Origin of the sequence: Klebsiella sp. WOUb02 (assembly GCF_050058015.1) — a bacterium.
Taxonomy (GTDB): Bacteria; Pseudomonadota; Gammaproteobacteria; order Enterobacterales; family Enterobacteriaceae; genus Klebsiella.
The window spans coordinates 3,103,079-3,119,757 of sequence record NZ_CP170110.1 but is presented as its reverse complement, the minus strand read 5'-3'; the positions used below and the strand labels follow the sequence as shown (position 1 = coordinate 3,119,757).

At 43.4% G+C, this 16,679-nt stretch carries 16 protein-coding genes and 1 pseudogene; 9 read left to right on the top strand and 8 right to left on the bottom strand.

Translation table 11 applies throughout. The features are described from left to right. The first annotated feature begins 558 nt into the window (after positions 1 to 558). The 4 genes from ABOC21_RS22045 to ABOC21_RS22030 all read left to right on the top strand — a co-directional run bounded on the left by ABOC21_RS22045 (position 559) and on the right by ABOC21_RS22030 (position 4,746). Positions 559 to 1,809, top strand: coding sequence for a tyrosine-type recombinase/integrase (locus tag ABOC21_RS22045; protein ID WP_426813287.1), 1,251 nt, complete (start codon positions 559 to 561; stop codon positions 1,807 to 1,809). A gap of 158 nt (positions 1,810 to 1,967) precedes the next feature. Continuing rightward, positions 1,968 to 2,273 carry a hypothetical protein gene (locus ABOC21_RS22040; RefSeq protein WP_175341515.1) on the top strand — a complete coding sequence of 102 codons (306 nt, stop codon included), beginning with the start codon at positions 1,968 to 1,970 and terminating at the stop codon, positions 2,271 to 2,273. Positions 2,274 to 2,333: 60 nt separating this feature from the next. Next, the gene (locus ABOC21_RS22035) at positions 2,334 to 3,701 is read left to right on the top strand and encodes a restriction endonuclease (RefSeq protein WP_426813286.1); all 1,368 of its coding nucleotides are present in this window, start codon (positions 2,334 to 2,336) and stop codon (positions 3,699 to 3,701) included. A 10-nt stretch (positions 3,702 to 3,711) separates the two neighbouring features. Then, on the top strand, positions 3,712 to 4,746 hold the full coding sequence (locus ABOC21_RS22030; protein WP_175341513.1) for a DNA-methyltransferase: 1,035 nt from the start codon (positions 3,712 to 3,714) through the stop codon (positions 4,744 to 4,746). A gap of 385 nt (positions 4,747 to 5,131) precedes the next feature. Here ABOC21_RS22030 and ABOC21_RS22025 read toward each other — a convergent pair whose 3' ends face one another. The 6 genes from ABOC21_RS22025 to ABOC21_RS22000 all read right to left on the bottom strand — a co-directional run bounded on the left by ABOC21_RS22025 (position 5,132) and on the right by ABOC21_RS22000 (position 9,004). After that, a complete protein-coding gene (locus ABOC21_RS22025) occupies positions 5,132 to 5,488 on the bottom strand; it encodes a plasmid partitioning protein RepB C-terminal domain-containing protein (protein WP_426813285.1) in 357 nt (118 codons plus the stop codon). Then, positions 5,466 to 6,023, bottom strand: a complete 558-nt coding sequence (locus ABOC21_RS22020) for a ParB/RepB/Spo0J family partition protein (RefSeq protein WP_426813284.1) — start codon at positions 6,021 to 6,023, stop codon at positions 5,466 to 5,468. The genes ABOC21_RS22025 and ABOC21_RS22020 overlap by 23 nt, the downstream gene beginning before the upstream one ends. Continuing rightward, positions 6,016 to 6,336: a hypothetical protein gene (locus tag ABOC21_RS22015; RefSeq protein WP_426813283.1), complete on the bottom strand. Its 321-nt coding sequence runs from the start codon at positions 6,334 to 6,336 to the stop codon at positions 6,016 to 6,018. The genes ABOC21_RS22020 and ABOC21_RS22015 overlap by 8 nt, the downstream gene beginning before the upstream one ends. Further along, on the bottom strand, positions 6,293 to 6,919 hold the full coding sequence (locus tag ABOC21_RS22010) for a ParB/RepB/Spo0J family partition protein (protein ID WP_426813282.1): 627 nt from the start codon (positions 6,917 to 6,919) through the stop codon (positions 6,293 to 6,295). Before ABOC21_RS22010 ends, ABOC21_RS22015 begins: the two co-directional genes overlap by 44 nt. Positions 6,920 to 6,932: 13 nt before the next feature. After that, the gene (locus ABOC21_RS22005) at positions 6,933 to 8,444 is read right to left on the bottom strand and encodes a recombinase family protein (RefSeq protein ID WP_426813281.1); all 1,512 of its coding nucleotides are present in this window, start codon (positions 8,442 to 8,444) and stop codon (positions 6,933 to 6,935) included. 248 nt (positions 8,445 to 8,692) lie between these two features. After that, entirely contained in the window at positions 8,693 to 9,004 is a 312-nt protein-coding gene (locus tag ABOC21_RS22000) for a conjugal transfer protein TraD (RefSeq protein ID WP_426813280.1), read from the bottom strand. Between the two features lie 835 nt (positions 9,005 to 9,839). Here ABOC21_RS22000 and mobQ point away from each other — a divergent pair. Then, a pseudogene (mobQ, locus tag ABOC21_RS21995) lies at positions 9,840 to 10,457 on the top strand (MobQ family relaxase); the annotation flags it as partial. Positions 10,458 to 10,468: 11 nt separating this feature from the next. On the opposite strand, the gene ABOC21_RS21990 reads toward mobQ, so the two are convergent. After that, entirely contained in the window at positions 10,469 to 11,314 is an 846-nt protein-coding gene (locus tag ABOC21_RS21990; protein ID WP_426813279.1) for an IS5 family transposase, read from the bottom strand. A gap of 63 nt (positions 11,315 to 11,377) precedes the next feature. On the opposite strand from ABOC21_RS21990, the gene ABOC21_RS21985 reads away from it, so the two are divergent. Genes ABOC21_RS21985 through ABOC21_RS21975 form a run of 3 tightly spaced genes read left to right on the top strand, consistent with a single transcriptional unit; the run spans position 11,378 to position 14,618 of the window. Continuing rightward, positions 11,378 to 12,388: a succinylglutamate desuccinylase/aspartoacylase family protein gene (locus ABOC21_RS21985; RefSeq protein ID WP_048330684.1), complete on the top strand. Its 1,011-nt coding sequence runs from the start codon at positions 11,378 to 11,380 to the stop codon at positions 12,386 to 12,388. A gap of 21 nt (positions 12,389 to 12,409) precedes the next feature. Continuing rightward, entirely contained in the window at positions 12,410 to 13,741 is a 1,332-nt protein-coding gene (locus tag ABOC21_RS21980; protein WP_426813278.1) for an MFS transporter, read from the top strand. Positions 13,742 to 13,769: 28 nt separating this feature from the next. Then, entirely contained in the window at positions 13,770 to 14,618 is an 849-nt protein-coding gene (locus ABOC21_RS21975; protein ID WP_426813277.1) for an MBL fold metallo-hydrolase, read from the top strand. A 118-nt stretch (positions 14,619 to 14,736) separates the two neighbouring features. Here ABOC21_RS21975 and ABOC21_RS21970 read toward each other — a convergent pair whose 3' ends face one another. Further along, a complete protein-coding gene (locus ABOC21_RS21970) occupies positions 14,737 to 15,675 on the bottom strand; it encodes an alpha/beta hydrolase fold domain-containing protein (RefSeq protein ID WP_426813276.1) in 939 nt (312 codons plus the stop codon). Between the two features lie 70 nt (positions 15,676 to 15,745). On the opposite strand from ABOC21_RS21970, the gene ABOC21_RS21965 reads away from it, so the two are divergent. Then, positions 15,746 to 16,675, top strand: coding sequence for a LysR family transcriptional regulator (locus tag ABOC21_RS21965; RefSeq protein WP_426815557.1), 930 nt, complete (start codon positions 15,746 to 15,748; stop codon positions 16,673 to 16,675). The last annotated feature ends 4 nt before the right edge of the window (positions 16,676 to 16,679 follow it).

Sequence of the window (16,679 nt, the reverse complement as noted above, 5' to 3'; positions counted from 1 at the left end):
GCAACCGCCGGTCTTTTTGTATCTGTCCCTCCCTCAAGGGTGAATAATCCACTGTTCACCCTTCACCGTATGTTCACCCTGTATCACTATGAAAATATTGATAAAAAACCAAAGGTGAACAGTGTGAACAGTTAAACCCAAAAAAACTTTTTACCCCCCCTCATCACCATCGTATTGCAGTGATGGTCGCCGGAAACAGGCCAGAAACGCGCTGAGGTGAAGAGTTGACTGTTCACTCTTCACCAACCGTTCACCATCTATCATTATGATATTAAAAAGAAAAATAAGGAGGTGAACAGTGTGAACAGTTAAATGCAAAAAAACTTTTTTATGGTATTTGAGTTCCGGTTAGGATCCGGGTTTCGCACCAATCAAGTCTTTTTTTTCGTCTACTAAAGTCTATTTACGTATACAAAATCAATAAGTTAGATATCCTGCCTCTTGTTTCAGGTCTATTAAAGTCTACTGTCGTATATCAACATCTACCAACAAATGATGGTATAACTGTTGGTAGCTTCGGTTCGATTGAAATTGATACCAACAAGGGGAGGGGGATCTATGGCTCTTACTGATATCAAAGTCAGAACAGTTAAGCCTGCAGACAAACCTTTCAAACTTACCGATGGTGAGGGGATGCACCTGTTGGTTAACCCCAATGGCTCAAAATACTGGCGTCTTCAATATCGTTTTAATGGCAAACAGAAGATGCTGGCGTTAGGGGTTTATCCAATGGTTTCGTTGGCAGAGGCTCGTAAGAGGCGCGATGCAGCAAAGAAACTGATATCTGATGGTATTGATCCCTCTCAAAAGAAAAAAGAGGATAAAATTGAAGAAAGCGGAGCACTAACCTTTGAGGCTGTAGCAAGAGATTGGCATGCATCCTGTAGCAAAAAATGGTCGGAGTCCCATAGTGAGCGGGTGCTTAAAAGCTTAGTGGATAATCTTTTCCCTGCGTTAGGTAAACGTAAGATTTCGGAACTGAAAACTCGGGATCTACTCGCTCCAATAAAGGTAGTAGAGGCGAGTGGGCGATATGAAGTAGCTTCGCGCCTTCAACAGCGAACGACTGCAATCCTACGTTTTGCCGTACAAAATGGTCTACTTGATTATAATCCAGCTCAAGATATGGCTGGTGCAATCGCTGTAGCTAAACGAGTGCACCGCCCGGCTCTAGATTTCGAACGTATACCCGAATTACTTGATCGTATCGAATGCTTTAAAGGTCGAAAGTTGACGAAATTGGCAGTGAAACTCACTCTACTGGTATTCATACGTTCAAGTGAACTGCGTTTTGCAAGGTGGCAAGAAATCGATTTTAAAAATGCGCTTTGGACGATACCTGCAGAACGAGAACCCCTAAAGGGCATTAAATACTCACATCGTGGTTCTAAAATGCGTAGCCCTCACCTCGTACCTTTAAGCCGTCAGGCACTGATAGTCTTAGAGGAGATAAAACAGATCAGTGGGGACTACGAATTGGTATTCATAGGCGATCACCAGCCCGATAGGCCAATGAGTGAGAACACTGTTAACAAGGCCCTTCGCTCGATGGGCTATGATACCAAAACGGAAGTTTGCGGGCATGGGTTTAGGGCAATGGCCTGTAGTGCGTTGATAGAATCAGGTTTATGGTCAAGGGATGCTGTTGAGCGTCAGATGAGCCATCAGGAGCGTAATAATGTTCGCGCCGCTTACATCCACCTTGCTGAGCATCTCGATGAGCGTAGGTTAATGCTACAGTGGTGGGCTGACTATCTTGATGCCAATCTTAACTATATGGTAAGGCCATTTGATTTTTCCAATAAATAACATATCTTTGCGTAAGCAAATGAAATAATCATTTCATTACAATAACATAATTAGCCATCTTAGGTTGATGGCTATATGTCTATGACGTAGAATGTAGACATTACGCATCCGCTAAATTCTGACGGATCTATGTTTCAATCACTTTATAAGATTTTAATATGAAACTTTTAAATACATATGAAGATAAAGAAAAAGCTGAATATTATCTTTCAAAAATCGTTGGTGAAAAAAGACTAGCTAGTGAAAGGGATGGTACAGAAACTATTTATAACCTGTTTGGAGATGCTACGTGGACAAATTTATTTCTGTTAGATATGTTTGAATTAAAAGAGTTGAAAAATATTTTAGCTGCAAAAAATAATAAATTAGCCTACGATAAAGAAAAATATTTAAGTATTATGAAAAATCTCACATATGCTGAAAGTGCATTTTCATTAACTATCCCCAAACATTGGATGATATAAATATTTGACTTTCAACATTTCTTGCGATATAATTGAGAGTTTTTTAATTATGGAGTGATTATGAGCCAGCGAAGCGATTTACCATTTGGAAGTGAGTTTTCTCCGTCCCAAATTGATCTTGTCGGGCTTTTGGACATGATCGCGCAAAATGAGAACAATAAAACTTTAGAAGAGGCAATCAGAAATGCTTTCTTTTCCAAACATGGTAATGGGAATATAAGAAACCAGAATAAACTTGCCATGAATTGTCGGCTGGGGTTGAAGGCATATGGAATAATTAATGCAGATGGAAAATTTACTGATTTTGGTAGGAAATTACTTACGCTAAAAATATCATCATCAGATTTATATAAAGAACTTGCGCGACATATATTACTGAACTTGAATGGTATGACTCTTGTCCAATGTATAAAAGACATGACTGTTGCAGGCGAAATAGTCAATCTGACCACCCTCCGAAAAGGGTTAGCTGAGCGAGGAGTGCATTATCCTTCAGGTGGAAAGCATCCGAGTATGATGCGTCTTTGGTTAGCTAAAGCTGGGGTGTTTATCGGTAGTCGTTGGCAAGTAAATGATCAAGCGATAAAAGATATACTTGGCTTGGATACCGATGACTTCCCTCAGTTAGCGTCTTTAACGTCTCAGCAAAAAGCGTTTGTCCTTACGCTTGCTAATATTGATAGTCAGGATGAAATACCCGCAAACCATATAGTAAAGTTGGCGGAGGCTACTTATGGAATTGAGTTTCCTGAAAAAAGCTTACCTAAGCAAGTGTTGAATAAATTAGAAGAGTGTGGCTATATTCTTGCTAGAAAAACGACAGAAGGGCGAGGGGCGAAACCATTTATGATTACAGCAACTGATAAATTAGTTGCAGAAATAATCATGCCTTTATTGAATCAGTTAGAGCAACAAACAGATCCTAAATTAATTGAGTTACTAAGAAAGCCTCTTGCAGAAATATTAGAGGAAATCGATTCTTCTGATCGCTATATTAGCGGGCTCGCATTGGAAGCTTTAGCGTTCAAACTTATGCGACTCTTAGCAATGGACTATGCAGCTACACGGCTTAGAGCACAATCCACTGGTGGTGCTGAGATTGATATCATATTTCAGTCATCCCACCTTGTCTTTTCAAGGTGGCAAGTCCAATGTAAAAATACATCACGTGTATCTTTAGATGATGTAGCTAAGGAAGTCGGATTAACTCATTTCCTAAAGTCTAATGCAATTGTAATGGTTAGTACTGGAGATATTGGAAGCGAAGCTCGTCGCTATGCGAACAAAATTATGGCAGAATCTAATCTTTGCGTGGTAATGGTCGATAGAGACGACTTGAATATAATCAGGGATAATCCATCATATATAGTTGAGGCTTTCAATAGAGAAGCTTCACATGCTATGAATTTGAAGAAACTTGACATCTAAGAGAATTTGTATGAGTAACAAAAAAATCAAACCAAGAATTTATCATAAAACTGATCTAGGTAAAATTTTTCTTGGTGATTCATTGGATGTCATGAGTACATTACCAGATAGTAGTGTCGATCTAATCATGACGAGTCCTCCTTTTGGATTGGTAAGAAAAAAAGAATATGGAAATGTTCATTCTGATGATTATCTTGACTGGTTCAAGAGTTTTGCTATCCAATTCAAACGAATCTTAAAAGATAGCGGAAGTCTCGTGATAGATATCGGTGGTGCGTGGAATCAAGGACAGCCAACGAGAAGCCTTTATCATTTTAAATTGCTAATTATGTTATGCGAAGAGTTCGGATTCAATCTTGCACAAGAGTTTTATTGGTGGAATCCTTCAAAATTGCCTACTCCTGCTGAATGGGTTACAGTTAGAAGAATAAGAGTTAAAGATGCAATAAATACTGTATGGTGGTTATCAAAATCCCCTTGGCCAAAGGCGAGTAATCGTAAGGTATTGCAGCCATATAGCCCAAGTATGAGGACATTATTAGAGAAAGGATACAAAGCTAAGAAAAGACCTAGTGGGCATGACATAAGTGAAAAATTTAGTATCGATAATGGTGCAGCAATACCACCAAATCTTCTGGCTATACCCAATACAGAAAGTAATAGCTCTTATTTACGGTATTGTCAAGATGAAGGTATAAAGTCACATCCTGCACGTTATCCATCTGATTTACCTGAGTATTTTATCAGAATGTTAACTGATGCCGGTGATACCGTTATTGATCCATTTGGCGGTAGTTGCATGACTGGTGAAGTATCGGAACGTTTAGGCCGAAACTGGATATGCTGTGAAATGGTGGAAGAATATCTACAAGGCGCAGTAGGCCGCTTCAAATCGGTAATCACAACTGAAAGACCGAATATTGATGAAGATTCATCTTATTATCGAGTTCCTCGTCCCGGATTATATTGGGGGCAAGAAGAAGAAAAATTAGATGAGGATGGTGGGAAAAAAAGAAAACCCAAATCCGAGAATCAAAATAATTAAAATAGATAGGGTTTTTTGACCCTTTTTATTAATGTTAGAAGCATCTCCGCGAAAATGAACGGTTAATATAATAAAGAAAGGGCCTTTCGGCCCTTTCGTTTTCCCTTAAAGGGAACTCTCCATTGGAGAGAATACTTATCCCCATACGTGGGGCAACTCAATCAGCCCATTGGGCTGTAAACACCTCCCCATATGTGGGGCAATCAGACACTTCGTTGAAGTGAATATTCACAAGGAACACTTATTAAATACGATATTAAATATCAATTGTCAAATTTATTTCTCTAAAACTTTCAGATTTAAAAACAATATATAATTATATAGCACAACTATGAACAACACACTACAACATAAAATGCATTGTCCATAGTGGTCCGTATAGTATTTAACGCAACTCTTTGTCTTCGTACACTGGCAATGAGTCAATAGCAGCAATTTTCTTTAGTTGAGCTAAATAATCCGGATTATTATCTACCAACCAATTTAATACAGAATAATTAGAAAGTAGTTTTTTTATGTGTCCAATAATCACGGCTAACTTTAAATTATTTGTTCCATATATATTCTCGAGTTGTTTAGTCTCTATTTCCATAGCAGCCATTTCTCGTTCCATTCTGGCAAAATTTTTTGCTATGTCTTGTTGCTTTAGTTTCGAATCTTTAGGATTTATTAGCATATCATCGGGAGTGTAATGTAATAATGATAGAGCAAATTTACGACTAAAATTGTTTATACTCATCATCGTAGATACCGCCTCCAGTCTGTCTTTCTGGTTTCATTTTACGTAAAATAGCGAATATGGCTTGAGGAACATGTTGATTTGCTAATAAAGCGGTAGTTTCCGGACTAATCCCATCAAGTAATCTAAACTTTGCCCTGAGAGTATCTACTGATATATTCAGAGATTGACTAATTTTTTCCGCTGAAACACCAGCATCCACAGCCTGTAATATCATACGATATTCCTGAATAACTGGTAATCGATTGACATACTTGTTATAGCTGTAAGATTCTTCATCCTCAGAAATCAAACAAGGTACAGTGGATAGTCCTATATCCTTTGATGCTTCAACTCTTAAATGACCATCAAGTATTATCTTTTCTGACAAATTATTAATATAAATAACTATGGGTTCTATGATACCAACTGTTTTCACCGTGGAAAGGATCTGATGATATTTTACGCTTGATTTCACATTTATAGGCAACTCTTTCCCATATAGCAGATCAGAAACATTAATAATAAAACACTTATTACCGAACTTAGGTTTATTCATTTTCAAGACCTCGTTCTGGGTCAACATTATCCAGAATAAATGCAGGCACAGAATTCAGGCTCTCAACAGATAGAAGTTCTGAAAACTCTCTATTCCTCAATAAATTAACCATTATCTCTTTAACAACCATTAGGCTAGATATTGTAAACTCAGATCTTGTATGAATAATTTTATGCCTTTTGACATTTTCTTGATAAAGTTCTTTTAACTCATCAGAAGTAATCCGCTTCTTTTTTACCCCCTGAACAAAAGAATTATTATCACTTCCCTTACCTGATGTTTCTCTCTGAGATAGAGATCCTTTTAATTGCACCTATCTGCTTTGAGTTAAGTTCACCAGAATTAAATCCTTCTAAAAGAAGGTGTTGTATATCAACTCCTTTAGCTCTTGATATTTCTACCGCTATATATATCGGGATTCTGCCAGACTCAACAGCAGAAAGTAATTTATCTTCACCATTCTCTTTTAATGATACAATAGAAGATACCCAATTTTTAGAACGACCAATTTTATTAGCAATCTCTAACTCAGAAAAACCTTTATTCTTTAATTCTATAATGCTGTTGAGAAGCTCAGTCGAACGTGGTTTTCTTCGAGCAATATTTTCTGCAAGACTCATGATATGACCATCTTCAGGATCTACTGACTTTACTATTGCTGGAATTTGTTTTTCCCCTAATATTTGATAAGCCTCAATCCGCCCTTGACCACAAATTAAATCGTACACATACGTCTTACTGGTTGAGTCAGATAACCTAACCGTAATAGGTTTTTTTAGCCCTATGTTTTTTATACTTTCAACAAGTTCATCGTGAATAGATTTGCTTCTTGAACGTGGATTAACGATCCTGATCTCTGAGATATCTATAAGCTTTATTTCTTCATATTCATTCATCAGTGGATTCCTTTTAAAAAACATCACGTTTAAGGATTTGCAAAAAGGGTATCAAGTCATCATATCGATAAAACTCTAACTGGTAAGGATTTAACTCTTCAAAAACAAACTGATTATCTAATAACTCTATTGAAGGGAATATATAGTAATCTTTGGTGTTCACGTTTTGACTATCAAGTCTAACAACGATACAAATATCATAGCTAAACTTTCGCTCAAACCGTATTCTCCAACGTTTTCTCATGTTATTCATGAAACAACGGGAGATAACTACAGACATTTTTACTTCATCATTAATAGTAAATAATTTAGACTCCTCATCATAATCAACATAACAGCCTTGCTCTGTAATATCAAAAATGAGTTTTTCAACTAAGCTATGGTATTTCTCTCTTAGCAAGGAATTAATTCGCAAATAGTCATAATCATGCTTTGGTTTATAGTCAATTAATTTATAAGCCTGTAATAGGCCACCAAAACGTTTCCTATAAACAGATGAGGAAGGTGTATCATCATCTTCATCTATAATTATACCGGATAGTTTCCCTTTCGTTTTAAAAAGCTCGGAGAGTTTACCAAGTAAATCATCATTACTAAGGTGAATACTTCTGTTACTAATAATAGTCTGCGCTTGTAAAAATAACTCAGGAGAAATAATAGCTTCAAAAGCATTTTCACATCTTATCCATTCATGCTGTGGGTTGTGGATAAGACGCTGCTTTAAACGCGAAGAGGTTCGGTTATAGACATTATGACCAATATACTTTTCGTTAGTTAAAATCTCGTGTATCTTTCCTCTGGTCCATTTAGTGCCATGCTCTGCAGTAATCCCTCTTCTATTCAACTCAGACGCAATAACCCTCTCTGGCTTAGAGTTATTAACGAATTGATCGTATATCCATCTAACCGTTATGACTTCATCTTCCGGCCCTAATACTAAGATTATTCGATCAGTCTGGATGCTTTTCCACTCTCTATATTTAAGTATCCCTTTATGTTTACGGTTTTCATCTATCAACATTCTTCGTAAACCATATCCAGCAGGCCCGCCTTGGTGATATCCACGACCAGCCAGATTAGCTTGTCCAAGAAAGACTTTTTGTGATAAATCCCGACTTAAAGAAGAAGCTTTTTTTCGATCTATGAATAATTGAAAATCAGCATAATCACTATTACCTTCAATAATAGGGTTTGCACAATATATGATGCCAACACCATGCATTTGAAGTTGATGGGTATAATATCCAAATTGATCTATACTCTGAAATCGCCCAAAACGGCTTATATCATAAACTAAAACTGCTTTAATATTTATTTTCCCTTCAACCACATCATCTATTAACTGTTGAAATGCCAGTCTTCGGTTTGCCGTAACCCCACTTTTTCCAGAGTCATCATATGTATGAATGATATTCATCTTATGTTCTGACGCGAATTTACTTATGAATTGAGATTGATTGAATATTGAATACTGCTGATGGTCTGTAGACATTCTCAAATATTGAGCAACATTGACTTCATCCATAACATCCACCTCACCTCAATAAAAAAGATTGTGGTTTCATGGAAAAGCCAAATTTCAAAAAAACCTTCTCCACAATACTTTAATGAACAATCACCTAAGCTAAACTACACCATAAAGCACATGGATTTTCTTGAGCACGATCTCAAAAACGAACACTATTTGAACAATCACCTCTGTAGTTCTAAATACCCAACTGTCGCTGAATGCGGCAAAAATCTTTATTATCATTATGTTATACATTTGAGTCATTACTCCTGCCGTCCAACCAAATTCTCAAGGAATCTTTTCCCTCGTAATTTAACTCTTGCTTTAGCATCCGCATTAATGTTCGAAGTTTGTAATAATATCCCCAATACGAACTCCTTATCGACATCTTCAACTTTACAGCCCATAGCTTTAGCCACTTCTGCACCCAAAATGATCTTTAAGCGTGTCTCTGCGCTCTTGGATAGAGATTTATCTTTACTCTTAAGGCGATTCAGACGCATTTGAGCTGATGCTATTTTTTGCTTAATTGTTTTTTCTGTTCTTGGCTTTCTGCTTTTATCATCCGTATTCATAATTACTTTTCCTTTTAGTTGTCAAAAACATGGAATACAATTAAAAAAGGAAAAGGTCAAACCATAGGCAGAAGGTTGAATGCTTTTTATTCCAGATTAAATAACGCAGCGCGAGATGATTGTTCAAAACAATCACATTGCTGGAACAGAGTTCATCCCTGTTAATGATAGGATTCATCCCGAAAAATGATGTTTTGTCTTTAAAAATATGATATCAGTAAGCTCAAAATAAAAACATGCAACACATACGAATGCAGTCACTAACATTAATTACCTGATACTCTCCGCGTTACTTATTTTATTGAATCAATGAAAACAATTTTACCTCTTGCTTTTTGACTCTGATTTCTGGTCTTAACCTGTGAATTGTGTAACACATAAAAGTATTTATAATTTTCACTATTTATCTTAAATTCTGCTTTCCCGCCTTACGGCGGGAGACTAATTTAACTACTTTTGCCCTTACGGGCGTTTTCTAAACACCAGAATCCAACATTATTATCCTACCTCAACCGTTTATCCGATTCCTACCTTTTTAATTTCACAGCCTGTAAAACTAGAGTTATTATTTAACTATAGAAAAACTTAAAACATTGTCGTTATTTTTAGCTCCTTTAGGAGATATAAAAATAAAGCAATGCCCACCTATACACTGCTACGCAGCGTGTGGGGTCTACCGACGGTTGCCTGCCGCAGGCTAACACCGTTTCCTTCGGAAACAAGGTCAACGTCAACACCAGAGTTTTTCTTACGAAAAACTAAAACCAGCATAGTCGCATTGGAGATTTATATTTTGGTTTGATATTTAATTTTATATTGAGGTTGTTTTTATTGTATGGCTATTTTTCATCTGGATTTTAAAATTGTGAAACGAAGTGAGGGCAGATCTTCCGTTGCGAAGGCTGCTTATCATGCTCGCTGCAGAATCACAGATGAAAGAACAGGTGATACCTATGATTATAGCCGCCGTACTGATTTATACGGACATTTCATATTAGCACCTGTTAATGCTCCAGAACATATAGTTAAAAATTCTACAGCATTGTGGAATGAAGTTGAAAGGGTCGAGCGCCAGCAAAATGGTCAAACAGCCCGTTATTTCGATGTTGCTATTCCTGCCGAGTTAAACAATGACGACAAGAAAAAACTTGTCCTTGAGTATTGCCAGAAAAATTTCGTTGATAAAGGCATGATTGCCGACATCGCTTTTCATGATCTTGATAGCGACAACCCACATGCTCACGTTATGTTGACATTAAAAACTATAGGACCAGAAGGTTTTGGTAAAAAGGAAAGGAGCTGGAACGACAGAAAAATGTCTGTTTTATGGCGTGAATCATGGTCAGCTATGGCTAACAGCTACCTTGCTGCCGCTGGTTCGTCAGAACGTATTGATCATCGTTCCCTTCAGGCCCAGCACGAGGAAGCTTTAGAAAAAGCAGCAGTAGCTTTAGGCTGTGTCCCTTAATTACATAACCTCTTGTAAAACAATCGGATGCAACCCAGTTTCACCATCGCCAGATAATTCCTCGCCGTTTTGTCGTAACGTGTGGCAATGCGGCGGTATTCTTTCAGGCGACCAAAGCACCTCTCAACAACATTGCGATTGCGGTAGGCTTCACGATCGAGTGGTGAACGACCATCTGTGGCCATTTTTTCATTGGATTTACGCGGGATGACAACTTTTATCCCTCTTCTTTTCAGTTCGTTACGTAACGCATGTCCGGAGTAGGCTTTATCAGCCAGTACTGCATGACCACGGCGCTTGATACTTCCGTTCTGGCGCTGAACACCGATACCGTCCAGAAGACGTTGTGCAAACTGGCTTTCGTGAGCCTGACCGGGACTCAGTACGATGTTTAACGGCAGACCACTTCCGTCTGTCGCCAGATGAATTTTGGTGCCAAAACCACCGCGAGAGCGACCCAGCCCATTATCTCCGGTGATATCGGGTTGTTTTTTTGCGCACCGGCAGCACATTTCAGCGCCCGGATATTGCTGCCATCCAGTGCAGTGGCCGACCAGTCCACGAGGCCATGTGCATCCAGAGCTCGAAAGTAACTTGTTGAAAATAATGTTAATCACACCCGATTTTGACCATCGGTTAAAGCGGTTATAAACGGTCTTCCATGGGCCGTACCGTTCAGGTAAATCACGCCATGGTGCACCTGAACACAGCACCCAGAACATGCCGTTGATGATCATACGATGCTCCGCCCACGGACGCCCGGCCTGTGGAGAGGCAGACGCTGCTGGCAGAAAGGGTTGGATGATAGTCCATGCTTCATCGGGAATGTCGTAGCGAGCCATAGTTTAATATGTTGTGGAAACAGACAGTTACTATAGCTCAGGTGATTACGGGACACAGCCTAGATGACCTCACCACGTTCGCTTATCAGTGCCACCGTCGATTTTGATAAAGAGGGATTTCAAACCGGCGTGCTGATGCTTCCTTATTCGCACAACACCTCCGCCTATGGGCGTATTCCCGTTCCGATCGCCGTCCTGAAACAAGGGGAAGGTCCAACGGTCCTGATGACCGGGGGTAACCATGGCGATGAGCTGGAAGGACCCGTCGCGTTGATGAAAATTATCCAGGAAATGGCAGCCTGGAAAATTAATGGCAGAATTATTGTGATTCCGGGGCTTAATTTCCCCGCATTTCAGCAGGGTACACGCACTTCTCCGATCGATAATGGCAACCTGAACCGAATGTTCCCCGGGAAGCGGAACGGCAGCCTGACGGAAATGATCGCGCATTATGTTGATACGGAATTATTTCCGCTCGCCGACATTATTTTAGATATGCATGCCGGCGGCGCATCATTTAACCATGCGCCGGTGTTATTAGCCGCGCTGCCGAAAAACGCGGCCCAGCATCGCGACTACATCAAGCTCGTTAACGCTTTCAATGCGCCGACGACCATGATCATGGATCTGCTGGGAGAAGATCGTACATACGGCGCTGCTGCGGAACGTCACGGAAAGCTTTTTCTCTGCGGTGAGTTTGGGGGCGGTGCCTCCTGTAACCCGGATAATCTGCAGATTGTCGAGAGTGGGCTGAGACGCGTTTTACAGGCATCAGGGGTCACGAAGCATGCCCCCGTCGCCTCACAAAATGAGACGCGACTGATGAAGGTAGGCGGCGCCGGACATTATCTATTCTCTGCCGGGCGAGGGGTGTTTGAGCCCTGTTTTAAACTTGGCGATCGCGTTAAACAGGATCAGCTTGCCGGGCGACTCTATAACCTCGATGCCCCCTGGGAACCGGCAAAAGAGCACTATTTTTCCGGGACCGGAGAGATTATGGTCACGCGCACGTTTTCTCATGTCGTCGCCGGTGATTGTATTGCGGTGATCGCTTCGCCTGCCACCTGGTATTAATCCGCTACGAGAGCATTCCCGATGAATATTCGATCCGGTGCTAGTCAAGAGGGGACCACGGTGGGCGCATGCGCCTACCCTGTTGGGTTATTCCTCGCCTGCTTTGCCTTTTCCTATCTCGATCGTCAAATAATGAGTATCCTGGTTGAGCCATTAAAGGCTACTTTACACATTTCAGACATTCAGATAGGTATACTTCAGGGATTCTCTTTTACCCTTTGCTATGCTACCGCCGGGGTGATTATTTCCCGAATGGTGGACAGCGCCAATCGGGTAAGATTAATTGCGGTGTGCGTGGCCATTTGGGCATGTTCAACGATGTTGTGCGCTACCGCCGGTAGCTATACGGAGCTGTTAATCTGGCGCGGTGGAACGGCTATAGCGGAGGCCGCTCTGAGTCCGGCCGTGTTGTCGCTGTTCGCTGATATGTTTATTGCCAGCCGTTTAACTCGCGCTACCGGAATCTTTATGCTGGGCCCCTATATTGGCAGCGGCCTGGCACTCACCGGGGGCGGAATGTTGTTGGGGTGGTTAACCCGCGAAATGGGCCATATGCCCGGTTTGGCGGCAATGCATCCCTGGCAATGGGTCTTTTTAATCGTCGGGTTACCCGGCATATTACTCTCCATATTGGTTTTCTTCACCGTAAGTGAACCCGCCCGGCGGAATCATCAGGCGAGTCAGACGTCGGTGGAAAAGGGAACGCCTGCGTTCCGCGACGTACTTAACGAACTGCTGGTGAAGAACCGTTTTTGTTTGCCTTTTTATTTTGCCTACACCTGCCTCATTATGCTGTTTTATTCGCTGACGGCCTGGTTCCCGACGGTCATGATGCGGCACTTTACTCTCACGGCGGACTATGTTGGGCAAATTACCGGACCGGTATATATGTGCGCGGGGGTTGTCGGGGTTCTGCTGGCCGGGAAATTAGTGCGCGCGGCGCTACCGGCAAACCTGCTGCGAGACTCGCTCAAAGTGTCTGCTTGCGCGTGCGGATTGTTGATTATTTTCTCCGTACTCGCCTCTTGTATGCCATTTTCTGCGGCGATTATTTTTTATGCCATAACGCTGTTCTGCGCCAGCATCACCATGGCGCTGGCCCCCATTCCGTTACAAATAGCGATCCCCAACAGAATGCGCGGCCGCGCGATTTCCCTGCTGGTTTTTATGACTAACCTGTTGGGCGGGGGCATTGGGCCGTTTCTGGTCGGATATTTAAGCCAGAAATTTCACGGAATTGACAATGCGCTTGGTTTGGGGCTGGCGATAGTGAGCGTCAGTGCGGCAACGGCTGCGACCCTGTTTTATACTCTTGCCATGAAGCGCAGTGCTACAGCTGTCAGCCATGATTAATGATGTGTTTATCAAAAGGATGCCACCGATGTCTACCTCCGCTTCTTATCGTCTCGGCAATGTGGTTATTACCCGAATTACTGAACAGCTTTTTAGCATGCCGCTGGCTAAATTATTGCCGGATGCCGCAGGCGTTCGTTTTCCTGCAGGGATGAACGCGCAAACGCCGATCGAAATGAGCGTGCATAGCTGGTTAATCGACTCGCCGCAGGGCCGGATACTGATTGATACGGCGACCGGCAATGGCAAGAATCGGCCATTTAGCCCCTTGTTTCATCAGCTCTCTTCGCCATGGATGGAAAATTTAAAGCAGACGGGTATTCAACCCGATGATATCGATTATGTATTGCATACCCATTTACACACCGATCATGTCGGCTGGAACACCCTCTGGGATGGGGAAAAATGGCGGCCTACGTTTACCAACGCGACATGGGTTTGTTCTCAATCTGAGCTCAATTTTGTCTCATCTCCGGCAGCTGCTGCGCGCAAAATGGTATTTGATGACAGCATTTTGCCAATTGTTGAGAGCGGCCGTCTGGTGACGGTAGCGGATTCCCCGACGGAATTTCTCCCGGGGATCCTGTTTTACCCTACTCCGGGGCATAGCGTCGGGCATATGAGCATTGCCGTTGAAACGACAGAGGGAACGGCGATTTTTTGTGGCGACCTGATGCATACCCCGCTGCAGGTGTCTCATCACGCCCTGAGTTCCGTATTTTGCAAGGATAGTTTGCAGGCGAATCAGTCCCGGAAGTGGTTCTTAAACTTTGCCGCCGAACGTCAGGCGACGGTATTCACAAGCCACTTTTCAGCAAGTTCTGTGGGGCGCGTTACCGGCACAGAAGAGGGCTTCGTGTGGGAATTTGAACGGTAAAATAGAAGGGCCTTAAAAATGTGCCTCGCCTTTGCACAGCGCCAGCGGGGCACTACGGCTTTGCGTGAGTACGTTTGTTAGCCTACGGGCGAGCGTTCGCCGCCCGTACCTGTGCCGGTTACTTCCCGCTAGCTTCAGAGATCCTCAGCGCGTCGTCGAGGAAACGAACCGCGTTACGCAGAGCCTGGTCGGCTTCGGGTAACGTCCCGGCCAACAGATGCCAGACATGAAACATTCCCGGCCAGACCTCAAGCGACGTGCGTACCCGCGCTTCACCCAGATTGGACGCGAGACGGATCGCGTCGCTGAGCATGACTTCATTTTCACCGATCTGAATCAGGATCGGCGCCAGATCGTGAACATCGGCAAAAACGGGAGACGCATCGGGATGCGTAGGCAGCGCACCCGCGAGGAAGGTGCGCGCGAGGATATTGAGAAACGCCACGCGGCAGAGCGGATCTATTCCATCGCGCACCGTTGCGGAAAAACCGCTGTGCGTGAGGTTTGCCCATGGGGAGATGGCGACTCCCGCCACCGGCAGCGCAATACCTGCGTCACGGGCCTTACGCATCATGGTTACCACCATTGCCCCGCCAGCAGAATCACCGACCAGAACGAGTTTTCGCGGATCGCTACCGCAGGCCAGGAGGGCGCGATAGGCAGAAAAAACATCGTTTATTGGCACCGGGAACGGGAAGTCAGGCGCCTGGCGGTAGGCCGGGGTGTAGACTTTTGCCTTCAGTTGGTTGGCGAGACGTCCCGTAAGGCCGCGGTAGGCTTCTACGCCTCCGTGAACGTAACCGCCGCCATGGATATAAAGGACTGTACGCTCTGTTTCAACATCATCTGGCGTCGCGCAGAGAGCGGAGGTGGATCCCAACATTGTTGTATTGTAGGAAACGCCGCGGATGGCCGGAAAGAGATTAAGCATGCCATGCATATATTGCCGGCGAACCTCTGGCCATTCGGTTTCCGTCTCGCCATACAGTTTCTTCACTACGGGGGCGGCGGCGGTGATCCAGCCATCAAGTGCGTTTTGTGCCTGTTCCGGGATCATTCTCTTACCTCTTGGTTTATTATTCGACAATAATGATGTTACGACTTTAATTAGCGAATATGTTTCCCCTATGAGAGCGGCAAAAGTCCCGAAACGAAATCCGTTAACATCCGAACTCGATCTCCGGGCGATCCGGATATTTGTCGCCGTAGCTGAGGCTGGCAGTTTCGTCGCGGGAGGGGCATCAGTGGGATTGACGCGTTCTGCGGCGGGAAAAGCGCTGTCTCGTCTTGAAGACTACCTGGGGACCCGGTTGTTTCATCGCACAACAAGAAGGCTTTCCCTCACAACGGAAGGCCATGAATTTTATTCCCGCTGCTTACAGATAATCGAAGATGTGCAGGAAGCCGAAGCCAGTATCCGGCATGACCATCCGCTTCCCCGCGGCACGCTTCGGCTAACGGTTTCCGAAGGATATGGCAAAGCGATAGTGATTCCGTTTCTGGGCTCGTTGCTGGCCGCATCGCCCGAACTGAGCGTTGAGGTCAATTTTACGGACCGGATTGTCGATCTTGTGGAAGAGGGGTTTGATCTGGCTATCAGGGTGGGAGAAGGGGTGACCAGCACTGAATATGTGACGCAGGTGATAGCGCGCGCCAGGCCGCGTCTTTATGCTGCGCCGGGCTATCTTGAAAAGCAGGGCGTTCCTCTCAGCACCTCCGGGCTGGAAAAACACCAACGCCTCATCTACGGGCTTGGCACCACCACCACCGCGTGGAACTTCACCGACAACGAAGGTCGGGCGGTCAGCGTCAACGGCAGGATTTACGCCCGATTTGATAGTGGCGATGCCATTCGGGTCGCGGCGATCGAAGGTATGGGGATCGGGCTTCTGCCTCCCTTTGTCGTGGCACGGGAACTGAACGAAGGCCAGCTGGTTGAAGTTTTGCCGGAAATAAGCGCGGCAGAGCTCGCCGTCCATGTCATATATCCCAGCCGCAGGCATCTACCGGGCCGTGTGCGCACGTTTATTGACCAACTGCGGCGATATCTTGACTAGCCCG

What these genes read in the sequence shown, in the direction of transcription:
- ABOC21_RS22045 (WP_426813287.1), top strand. Translation starts at nt 559, where the DNA reads ATGGCTCTTACTGATATCAAAGTCAGAACAGTTAAGCCTGCAGACAAA.
- ABOC21_RS22040 (WP_175341515.1), top strand. Translation starts at nt 1,968, where the DNA reads ATGAAACTTTTAAATACATATGAAGATAAAGAAAAAGCTGAATATTAT.
- ABOC21_RS22035 (WP_426813286.1), top strand. Translation starts at nt 2,334, where the DNA reads ATGAGCCAGCGAAGCGATTTACCATTTGGAAGTGAGTTTTCTCCGTCC.
- ABOC21_RS22030 (WP_175341513.1), top strand. Translation starts at nt 3,712, where the DNA reads ATGAGTAACAAAAAAATCAAACCAAGAATTTATCATAAAACTGATCTA.
- ABOC21_RS22025 (WP_426813285.1), bottom strand. Translation starts at nt 5,488, where the DNA reads ATGATGAGTATAAACAATTTTAGTCGTAAATTTGCTCTATCATTATTA.
- ABOC21_RS22020 (WP_426813284.1), bottom strand. Translation starts at nt 6,023, where the DNA reads ATGAATAAACCTAAGTTCGGTAATAAGTGTTTTATTATTAATGTTTCT.
- ABOC21_RS22010 (WP_426813282.1), bottom strand. Translation starts at nt 6,919, where the DNA reads ATGAATGAATATGAAGAAATAAAGCTTATAGATATCTCAGAGATCAGG.
- ABOC21_RS22005 (WP_426813281.1), bottom strand. Translation starts at nt 8,444, where the DNA reads ATGGATGAAGTCAATGTTGCTCAATATTTGAGAATGTCTACAGACCAT.
- ABOC21_RS22000 (WP_426813280.1), bottom strand. Translation starts at nt 9,004, where the DNA reads ATGAATACGGATGATAAAAGCAGAAAGCCAAGAACAGAAAAAACAATT.
- ABOC21_RS21990 (WP_426813279.1), bottom strand. Translation starts at nt 11,314, where the DNA reads ATGGCTCGCTACGACATTCCCGATGAAGCATGGACTATCATCCAACCC.
- ABOC21_RS21985 (WP_048330684.1), top strand. Translation starts at nt 11,378, where the DNA reads ATGACCTCACCACGTTCGCTTATCAGTGCCACCGTCGATTTTGATAAA.
- ABOC21_RS21980 (WP_426813278.1), top strand. Translation starts at nt 12,410, where the DNA reads ATGAATATTCGATCCGGTGCTAGTCAAGAGGGGACCACGGTGGGCGCA.
- ABOC21_RS21975 (WP_426813277.1), top strand. Translation starts at nt 13,770, where the DNA reads ATGTCTACCTCCGCTTCTTATCGTCTCGGCAATGTGGTTATTACCCGA.
- ABOC21_RS21970 (WP_426813276.1), bottom strand. Translation starts at nt 15,675, where the DNA reads ATGATCCCGGAACAGGCACAAAACGCACTTGATGGCTGGATCACCGCC.
- ABOC21_RS21965 (WP_426815557.1), top strand. Translation starts at nt 15,746, where the DNA reads ATGAGAGCGGCAAAAGTCCCGAAACGAAATCCGTTAACATCCGAACTC.